An 8,760-nucleotide genomic window follows, 5' to 3' on the forward strand; every position below is an offset into this window, starting at 1 on the left:
ACCCTTTTGGACTTAAAACCTTGCAATGGCTCCGCTCAATGCTTCGAGAACGTACCAAAGGGAAGGTCGTCCTTTGGGTTTTAGTGATTCATGGAAGGCATTGGCTCCTCTCATTGCGCGTCCAAACGGGAAAACCACCCTTTTGGACTTAAAACCTTGCAATGGCTCCGCTCAATGCTTCGAGAACGTACCAAAGGGAAGGTCGTCCTTTGGTACGTTCTCTCTTACATATAATACTGCTCAAACAATGATTCTGCTTCTTGATATGATGTAAAGATTGCATCGTCTTCTTCAATGGGGTGGTAAAAATCATACAGTAATAGTGATAACCTAGTTGGATCCATTGGGTCTCTTATTATTGTTGCTTCTTGGATTGTGGAGACCGTTGGTGTATGTGGATTCCTGTAAATTATGTACACTTGTTGTCCTTCTTCAAGTTGCGCAATATCAAGCATGGCGGGCCCCCTTTTTGTTGGTTTGCCCGCCATGCGTCTTATCTATTCAGCTTATTTGTGCTGATGCTTTTTTCTGTTGAATTCCTTTTTTTACTTGGATACCTTCTTTAGCGGGACGTAGAACAGCCACTTCAAAGTCAGGAAAATGACGTTGAAGCTTCTCTTGAATTTCTTCACCACGATGCAGTGGCGCTAAGCAAATCATTGTTGGTCCCGCACCACTTAATGCCGCTCCATAAGCCGCTGTTTCCTCACGAACAACTTGCATGACTTCTTCTAAATGCGGCACGAGTTCACCGCGGTAAGGATGATGAAATAAATCCTCATTCATCATTCTTCCTGCAGCTTCCCAATTACCTTGAAGCAAAGAGGCAACAAGAACGTTTGCTACACTACTCGCCCTTACTGCTTGCTTATATGATAGTTCTTTAGGAAGAACCCCACGAGCTTTTTTTGTTTTCAATTCTTCAGAAGGTACTAAGAGGACAAGATCAACTTCGGGAACTCCTCCATATAGCACCTCGGTACTGCTAGCTGTATGTGTTCCTATTACGAGACCACCGTAAACCGAAGCAGCAACGTTATCAGGATGACCTTCCCAAAGGCTGGCATATCTTACTTTTTCCTCAACCGTTAATTTTTCTCCAGTTAACTGATTCATTAACTCAATACCAGCAACAATTGCAGCAGCACTACTACCCAAACCTCTTGCTAATGGAATATCACTTGTCATCAAAACATGGCATGAAGGAAGTTTAACACTACATTCTTTTGCCACATGCGAAGCAACTTGATATATCAAGTTGTCCTCGCCTTCTTCAATCCCATGAAGTTCTATAGAAGAAGACTCAAAAAACCATTTTTCTGAAGGTTGTACTTCAAGTGTCAAATAACGATTAACCGCAAGCCCAACTGAATCAAAGCCAGGCCCTAAGTTTGCTGAGCTACCAGGAACCGTTATGACAAATGGTTCTTGGCTCATGATGTGACACCACCTTTTAGATGAGCAAGGAAGGCTTCTTTATCATTTGGTAATACCGTAGGCTTAACAGATACTGTGTCGATGGCTGTGTTCGGATCCTTTAAACCATTACCAGTTAACACACAGACAACAGTTGAGCCTTTTTTTATTTCTCCTGAATCTAATTGCTTTTTCAAACCAGCGATAGATGCGCATGATGCCGGTTCTGCAAAGACGCCTTCTGTTTTCGCAAGTAACTGATACGCTTCTAAAATCTCTTCGTCTGTTACAAAGTCAATTGCACCATTTGACTCTTCTTTTGCAGCTACAGCTTTATCCCAACTTGCAGGGTTTCCAATGCGAATTGCTGTTGCGATCGTTTCTGGTTCTTCAATGACTTTATTTTGAACAATCGCAGCTGCACCTTCTGCCTCAAATCCTCGCATTTCCGGTAAGCCAGTGCCTTTTTGCTCATGGTACTCTTTAAATCCTTTCCAGTACGCAGTTATATTCCCTGCATTTCCAACTGGAATAGCTAACACATCCGGAGCCTTGCCAAGTGCATCGACAATTTCAAATGCTGCCGTTTTTTGCCCTTCAATACGATATGGATTCACAGAGTTTACGAGCGTAATCGGCTCTTGTTTACTAATCTCACGAACAATATCAAGCGCATTATCGAAGTTCCCTTTGATTTCCAAAACTTCAGCACCATACATTACCGCCTGAGCGAGCTTTCCTAGCGCAATTTTCCCTTCTGGAATAACAACAATACACCTAAGTCCTGCTCTTGCTCCGTACGCTGCAGCAGCCGCTGATGTATTTCCTGTTGATGCGCAAATAATCGCTTTGCTTCCTTCTTCTTTTGCTTTAGCCACAGCCATGACCATCCCACGATCTTTAAATGAACCGGTTGGATTTAATCCTTCATATTTCACATAAACGTTAACGCCCCACTCCTTCGATAATTGCTCTAGTTCGATAAGTGGTGTATTGCCCTCATGCAAGGTAAGTAGCGGCGTCTCCTCAGTTACAGGTAAATACTCTTTGTACTCTTGAATTAACCCTTTCCAACGACTCATATTAACGTCCTCCTTCGACACGGTAACAGCTTTCAATCGATTCAATGACCTCAAGCTCAGATAATTTTTTATATAATTGTTCGTAATTTTCTTTGTTTGTATGATGAGTAATCACGATAACTTCTGCTATTTCTTCGCCTTCAATCGGCAGTTGTAATAACTTTTCAAAACTTACTTCATGGCTTGCAAATAAACTTGTCACAGCTTGGAATGTTCCCGCTTTATCCTCAACACGCAGTCGCAAGAAATATTTAGAATCAATTTCATTTGCTTGTTTTAGAACTCTTTCATGTAGAGGTTTTTGTACTGCTCTCCCACACACGCCTAAGCGCATATTTTTCATAACAGATACTACGTCTGAAACAACTGCAGTTGCTGTTGGTAATGATCCAGCACCTGGACCGTAGAACATTGTCTCCCCTACTGCTTCACCGTACACATAGACCGCATTGTATTCATTATGAACGGATGCAAGTGGATGCTCTTTTGGTAGCAATGTTGGTTCAACACTTACCTCAACACGACCCTCATCTCGTTTTGCAAGTCCAATTAATTTCATAGTATACCCAAGTTGATCGCAGTAATCTAGATCTGTTTTCGTAACAGACGAAATCCCTTTAACAACAACATCATCTAGACTAACATTCATTGAGAATCCTAATGTTGCAAGAATCGCCATTTTTCTCGCTGCATCTAAGCCCTCAACATCTGCTGTAGGATCACTTTCAGCAAAACCTAATTCTTGAGCAGTCTTTAACACATCTTTATAAGAGCTGCCATTTTGAGTCATTTTTGTGAGAATGTAATTGGTTGTACCGTTGACAATTCCCATCATTTTCGTAATTCGATCAGCAGACAACCCATCGCTTAAACTTCGTAAAATTGGAATTCCACCAGCTACACTTGCTTCATAGTATAAATCACAGTTATGCTCGGCTGCTACTTGTAACAACTCAGCTCCATACAATGCCATTAGGTCTTTATTGGCTGTTACAACATGCTTCCCGTTTTTTAGAGCTGTCAACAAATACTCTTTGGTTGACTCTACTCCCCCCATTACTTCTATGATTACATCAATTTCTTTATCAAAAAGAACCTCTTCTATATTATCGGTCACAAGCGAATCATCAAGATCCACTGCTCGCTTTTTCTCCATATCACGCACAACGACCTTCTTGACGGTTACAGGGCAACCAACTTGGTGTTGTAACTCTTCTTGATGACGTTCTATAATGGATACAACCCCTGTTCCTACTGTTCCTAGGCCAAGTAATCCAATGCGGACTTCTGCTGCTGACATGTTCTCCACTCCTTCTTCCATACTATTCCATGTATATTCAAAAAGCACATTTGTTTATCTATAATGGACATTATAGACTTCTTTAACGAGAAGTACAATAGACAATTTGAAAAAATTCAGAAAAATGGGGTCCCCTCCTCTTTAGCATAGTAAAGAGGAGGGGACCCTATACATTATAACCAATCAACTGGAGGCACTTGGTAAGTTCCAACACCTCTTGTCATCATGATTTGTTCTGAAAATCCTTTTAGAAATTGTTCATTTTTATGTTCATTTTCCATTAACCTGAAGAACTCTTCGCCGAGTTTCATTTTATCTTCTTTTATTTGACTACGATAATAGGCCTCAATTGCTTCATAATAATGAAGTGGAAAAAGCAATCTGGCATAGAGTAACTTCCATGAATAAGAGCTTAACGTTTCATATTGCTCATATCCACTAAAAAATGATTCAAGCTTTTCCCAAGAAAACTGTTTTTCTGTCCAATGTTGATCGCGAGTCCATTCAGCTAAATCACGACAAGGGTGGTCATAGACAAATTCTGTTGGTCGTTTCACAATTTCGCCAGCTTCTGTAATGACAATCCATGTTCGGTCAGTAAAACGTCGGTGACAAATTGTCGGTTTTTCTTGATCACGAGCAGGATCATCTAACGTAGCATCGACCGCATATTGAATGGCATTCTCTGTTAGACCCATAAAATAAGGATACGAGAACAAAAAGCTTTCATCTACATAAGACTGTGGTCCTTCGTACAAGATTTGCTGATACCAACCTTCTAACTGTTCGAGTCTGGTTTCCCACAATTTTGGCCATTGACCGAAAAAGTCATATCCTCTTTTTTGATAGGGGATTTGTTTTCCATAGTAATGAATTGTAGCCAAATGAGCGCCTTTTTCTTCAGGGGTAAGAACTTGAGTTAACGTCCCTTGTCTTTCTTCCACATCTGGCAATGGACACACGTACACTTCCTGACCATCTATTAAAGCTGACCTGCGTTTTTGTAAAGAAACAAGAGGTTCAAGGACAGATGCATCTCCTATTGAACGCATATAGTCACTGAATGCGATCATTTCGTCCTCTTGTAACATACACTCTTCTTTTGGCAATAATATATAGGATTTCCCCCCGGCACTAAACCCTTCATATTCTCCAACTGTAAAACGTCCTTCACAGTAAATCCCATAACCGTCATATAGATTCCGTTCAAACATCAACGTCCCTCCTCAAACGTTCATCCTTTTCCTAGTCTATGACCCAAATGAATAAAATGTGTATATGGACAGTAGACTAGTATTAGCCTATAGTCATAATAAGGGCCCAGAAGTCGTCGGAGGTGAGTCGTATGACAAAACGCAACATGGATGAAGTAGAAATAAAAGCAAGAGAATGGCTCGTTGAACGTGGTGTAACCTTAGATGATATTGCAGAACTTGTTTATTTTCTTCAGGTGAAATATCACCCAGACCTCAATCTTGATCTTTGTAAAGAGAATGTTGATAAAGTCTTACGAAAACGAGAAGTGCAAAATGCAGTCATTACAGGTATTCAGTTGGATGTCCTCGCGGAAAAGAAGTTATTAGATGAACCGCTGCAAGACATCATTGATCGCGATGAGAGTTTATATGGTGTCGATGAAATAATCGCCCTATCAATCGTGAACGTATACGGGTCAATTGGCTTCACGAATTATGGCTACATCGATAAACAAAAGCCAGGTATTTTAGAAAAGCTAAACGATAAAAGTTCTGGTGAGTGCCACACCTTTTTAGATGATATTGTCGGGGCCATTGCCGCAGCTGCTTCAAGTCGTCTTGCGCATAGCGCTGCTAATACGGAGTAAGTGTTGTTCAAGGTTAAATCCTAATCAGATTTAGCCTTTTCTTTTAGGGAAATTTGTTTTCTCTGCATTTTTTTGTAATCACTCTTACCATTTAAACCTTCATAAAAATAGTTTAACATCCATCTTCTTCCCCCATTTTTTCAAACAAATTCATGAGGGTAAAATTACTAACACCATTGGCAACTAATTGGTGGTAGAATTGACACTTAGGATACAGACAACATGGGGGATTAGAATGAATAAAAAGCAAAAGGTTCTTATCTACGTCATTTTTGGGATACTATGGATTTTCGGAACGGATTTTCTCGTTGCGCAAATGCATTCAGATATGCAAGTATATATTGTCTTACAACAGGTGAAAGGTTTTTTCTTTCTACTATTAACTACATTCTTTATTTATTATGTATTTGTTAAGAAAGAAGAGAACGAAACTGTTAAAGCGGAAAAAGAGAAATTAGAAGTATTAATCAATTCGATGGTTGATTTCGTTAATTTCAAAGATGGACAAGGACGCTGGACACAAGCCAATGAGTTCGCACTGAAACTTTTTCAAATTGACCATGTTGATTATGTCGGAAAAAAAGATTCCGAGCTCGGCGCCTATAGTCCATTTTATAAGGAAGCCTTTGAATACTGTGAGATATCAGACGAAGAAGCTTGGAAGATTGGAAAAGTTTCACGTTGCATTGAGCAAATTCCGATTCCAGATGGAGGCATGAAAACCTTTGACACGATCAAGATTCCACTTTTCCATAAAGACGGCAGTCGCAAAGAATTGGTTGTTATGGGAAGAGATATAACAGAGCAAGTTAACGCTGAAAGGCAACTTGAAGAAAGCAGGCAAAATTACAAATCACTTTTTGAATATAACCCAGAGCTAGTTTATATCGTGAATAACCAAGGACAAGCAATTGAGTTAAACCCTATGTTCCAAACACTAACTGGATATGATCCAAATGAATTTATTGGAAAATCCATCTTGCCAATTATCTCTAACGAGCATAAACGCGAAACGAAAGTTGCCTTCTTGAACATTCTTAACGAGAAAAAATCATGTGTAAATAAAGAAGTAACGATTATTCGAAAAGACGGTGACAAACGTATCTTACAATGCACTGCCGTTCCAACAGTCATTAACAATCAAGTTGTAGGTGCAATCGGCTATGCCAAGGATATAACAAAGGCAAAAGAAACGGAAGAGCGATTGCGAAAGACAGAGAAACTTTCTGTTGTTGGCGAACTAGCTGCTAGTGTCGCACATGAAATCCGTAATCCTTTAACTTCCATAAAAGGATTTATTCAATTTATGCAAGTTAATGATGGGAAACAAAATTTTTACTATGGAATTATGCTTGATGAACTAGAAAGAATTAATCAAATTTCTAGTGAATTGTTAGCACTTGGAAAACCTAGAGAAGTTCAGTTTGAAACATGTGATATCAATTCAATTTTCGAAAGTGTCATGTGGCTGTTAGAGTCACAAGCTAATCTTTATAGTGTAGAAATAGAATACAATAAAGATGAAAATTTGCCACTAATTGAATGTGAACCGAATCAACTAAAACAGTTGTTTATTAATATCATTAAGAACTCGATTGAAGCCGATTCTACAAAAATCAAAATCGACGTCGGCTTACAAGGAGATCAGTTACATGTCAATATAAAAGATGATGGAAATGGGATAGATGATGAGAGAATACAAAGATTAGGAGAACCGTTTTATTCATCCAAAGAGAAAGGCACTGGATTAGGTCTGACCGTTAGTTATAAAATTATTCAATCTCATCATGGAAAGATTCAATTTGAGAGCGAGTTAAATCAGGGTACAAGTGTGACAATCATTTTGCCTGCTAGACCATTATAAGAAATTATTCATATAACAAGTATGGTACAGATTCATCGTACTCTTATTGATGGGAAGTATTAAGAGGATAGTTATCTATAAATAATCCATAGTTTTTGTTGTTTTTCTGTTAAAATTAGTTGAGGTGATTGATTTAATGAGTGAGCAGTCAAAGTATGAGATTCGAGAATGGAAGAAGAAATTAGCTCCATTTGAGAGTCCACGAATAACAGCCAGTGTGTGGCAGATTCTTAATTCAGTAGGACCGTTTTTATTATTGTGGTTTTTAGCTTACATCAGTTTAGAAATATCGTATTGGTTAACATTATTATGTGCCATTCCAGCCGCTGGATTTTTAGTACGGATATTCATTATTTTTCATGATTGCACGCACTACTCGTTTTTCAAGAGCCGTAAAGCAAATGAAACAGTTGGAATGATAACCGGATTATTTACATTTTGTGCCTTTGAACAGTGGAAACGAAGTCATACAACTCATCATGCATCGAATGGAAATTTGGAAAAACGTGGCGTTGGTGACGTTTGGACGATGACTTTGCAAGAATATACAGACGCTTCTTCATTTAAACGATTATTATATCGAACCTATCGGAATCCAATTGTCATGTTTTTAGTTGGACCATTATATATCTTTTTAGTTGATTATCGTTTTAACACAAAAGGTGCCTCGTTAAAAGAAAGAAGGCACGTTTGGATAACAAATATCGTTTTGGTTTCCATTATACTAATACTCGGTCTCACCTTAGGTTGGAAAGCATTTCTTTTAGTACAATTACCGATCTTTTATGTTGCTACTTTTTCAGGCGTTTGGTTGTTTTATGTTCAACATCAATTTGAAGATGGTTATTTTGAGCATAATGATAATTGGAACTTTGTTGAAGCAGCTTTAAAAGGAAGCTCTTACTATAAGTTACCAAAAATTTTGCAATGGTTCTCTGGTAACATTGGTTATCATCATGTACATCATTTGAATTCTCGTGTACCTAACTACCAATTAGAAGCAGCCCACTTAAGTGATCCGCAATTTAATAATGTACCAACTCTAACATTACTAACTAGTTTAAAGTCACTTACCTTTAAACTGTGGGATGATCAGGCGGGTAAGTTCATCGGAAACCGTGACATTCGAACGTTTATCCGAGGCCAATCTTCCAAGGTGAAAAGTCCTTTATAAAACTAAAAGAGACTCCAAAGGTCATAAACCGACCGATTAAAAAAGCAATGGCTTCGCTCACTACGCGTTTCTTATGAGAAG

General features: G+C 38.7%; 8 protein-coding genes. 3 read left to right on the top strand and 5 right to left on the bottom strand.

What is annotated here, in order from left to right:
- Window positions 1–224: 224 nt before the first annotated feature.
- From SLH51_RS23900 to yutH, 5 genes are all read right to left on the bottom strand, one after another.
- On the bottom strand, window positions 225–455 hold the full coding sequence (locus SLH51_RS23900) for a transcriptional regulator SplA domain-containing protein (RefSeq protein WP_335964089.1): 231 nt from the start codon (window positions 453–455) through the stop codon (window positions 225–227).
- A 46-nt stretch (window positions 456–501) separates the two neighbouring features.
- Window positions 502–1,437 (bottom strand): homoserine kinase, encoded by a 936-nt coding sequence (gene thrB / locus SLH51_RS23905; RefSeq protein WP_335964090.1) that lies wholly within the window; start codon window positions 1,435–1,437, stop codon window positions 502–504.
- Entirely contained in the window at window positions 1,434–2,498 is a 1,065-nt protein-coding gene (gene thrC, locus SLH51_RS23910; protein WP_335964091.1) for a threonine synthase, read from the bottom strand. Before thrC ends, thrB begins: the two co-directional genes overlap by 4 nt.
- 1 nt (window position 2,499) lies before the next feature.
- A complete protein-coding gene (locus SLH51_RS23915; protein ID WP_335964092.1) occupies window positions 2,500–3,798 on the bottom strand; it encodes a homoserine dehydrogenase in 1,299 nt (432 codons plus the stop codon).
- A 173-nt stretch (window positions 3,799–3,971) separates the two neighbouring features.
- Window positions 3,972–5,012 (bottom strand): spore coat putative kinase YutH, encoded by a 1,041-nt coding sequence (gene yutH, locus SLH51_RS23920; RefSeq protein WP_335964094.1) that lies wholly within the window; start codon window positions 5,010–5,012, stop codon window positions 3,972–3,974.
- 131 nt (window positions 5,013–5,143) lie between these two features.
- Between yutH and SLH51_RS23925 the strand changes: the two genes are divergently transcribed.
- The 3 genes from SLH51_RS23925 (at window position 5,144) to desA (ending at window position 8,679) form a co-directional block, all read left to right on the top strand.
- Window positions 5,144–5,641 carry a phosphatidylglycerophosphatase A family protein gene (locus SLH51_RS23925; RefSeq protein ID WP_335964096.1) on the top strand — a complete coding sequence of 166 codons (498 nt, stop codon included), beginning with the start codon at window positions 5,144–5,146 and terminating at the stop codon, window positions 5,639–5,641.
- Between the two features lie 235 nt (window positions 5,642–5,876).
- Complete coding sequence (locus SLH51_RS23930) at window positions 5,877–7,505, top strand: PAS domain S-box protein (protein ID WP_335964097.1); 1,629 nt, start codon at window positions 5,877–5,879, stop codon at window positions 7,503–7,505.
- 136 nt (window positions 7,506–7,641) lie between these two features.
- Complete coding sequence (gene desA / locus SLH51_RS23935) at window positions 7,642–8,679, top strand: Delta(5) desaturase DesA (RefSeq protein WP_335964098.1); 1,038 nt, start codon at window positions 7,642–7,644, stop codon at window positions 8,677–8,679.
- Window positions 8,680–8,760: the final 81 nt, after the last annotated feature.

The organism is Halalkalibacter kiskunsagensis, assembly GCF_037027555.1.
GTDB classification, from domain to species: Bacteria; Bacillota; Bacilli; order Bacillales; family Bacillaceae_D; genus Halalkalibacter; species Halalkalibacter kiskunsagensis.

Excerpts from the sequence above, each read along its gene's own strand:
- SLH51_RS23915 (WP_335964092.1), bottom strand. The coding sequence starts at position 3,798 with ATGTCAGCAGCAGAAGTCCGCATTGGATTACTTGGCCTAGGAACAGTA.
- desA (WP_335964098.1), top strand. The coding sequence starts at position 7,642 with ATGAGTGAGCAGTCAAAGTATGAGATTCGAGAATGGAAGAAGAAATTA.
- SLH51_RS23900 (WP_335964089.1), bottom strand. The coding sequence starts at position 455 with ATGCTTGATATTGCGCAACTTGAAGAAGGACAACAAGTGTACATAATT.
- SLH51_RS23925 (WP_335964096.1), top strand. The coding sequence starts at position 5,144 with ATGACAAAACGCAACATGGATGAAGTAGAAATAAAAGCAAGAGAATGG.
- SLH51_RS23930 (WP_335964097.1), top strand. The coding sequence starts at position 5,877 with ATGAATAAAAAGCAAAAGGTTCTTATCTACGTCATTTTTGGGATACTA.
- thrB (WP_335964090.1), bottom strand. The coding sequence starts at position 1,437 with ATGAGCCAAGAACCATTTGTCATAACGGTTCCTGGTAGCTCAGCAAAC.
- yutH (WP_335964094.1), bottom strand. The coding sequence starts at position 5,012 with ATGTTTGAACGGAATCTATATGACGGTTATGGGATTTACTGTGAAGGA.
- thrC (WP_335964091.1), bottom strand. The coding sequence starts at position 2,498 with ATGAGTCGTTGGAAAGGGTTAATTCAAGAGTACAAAGAGTATTTACCT.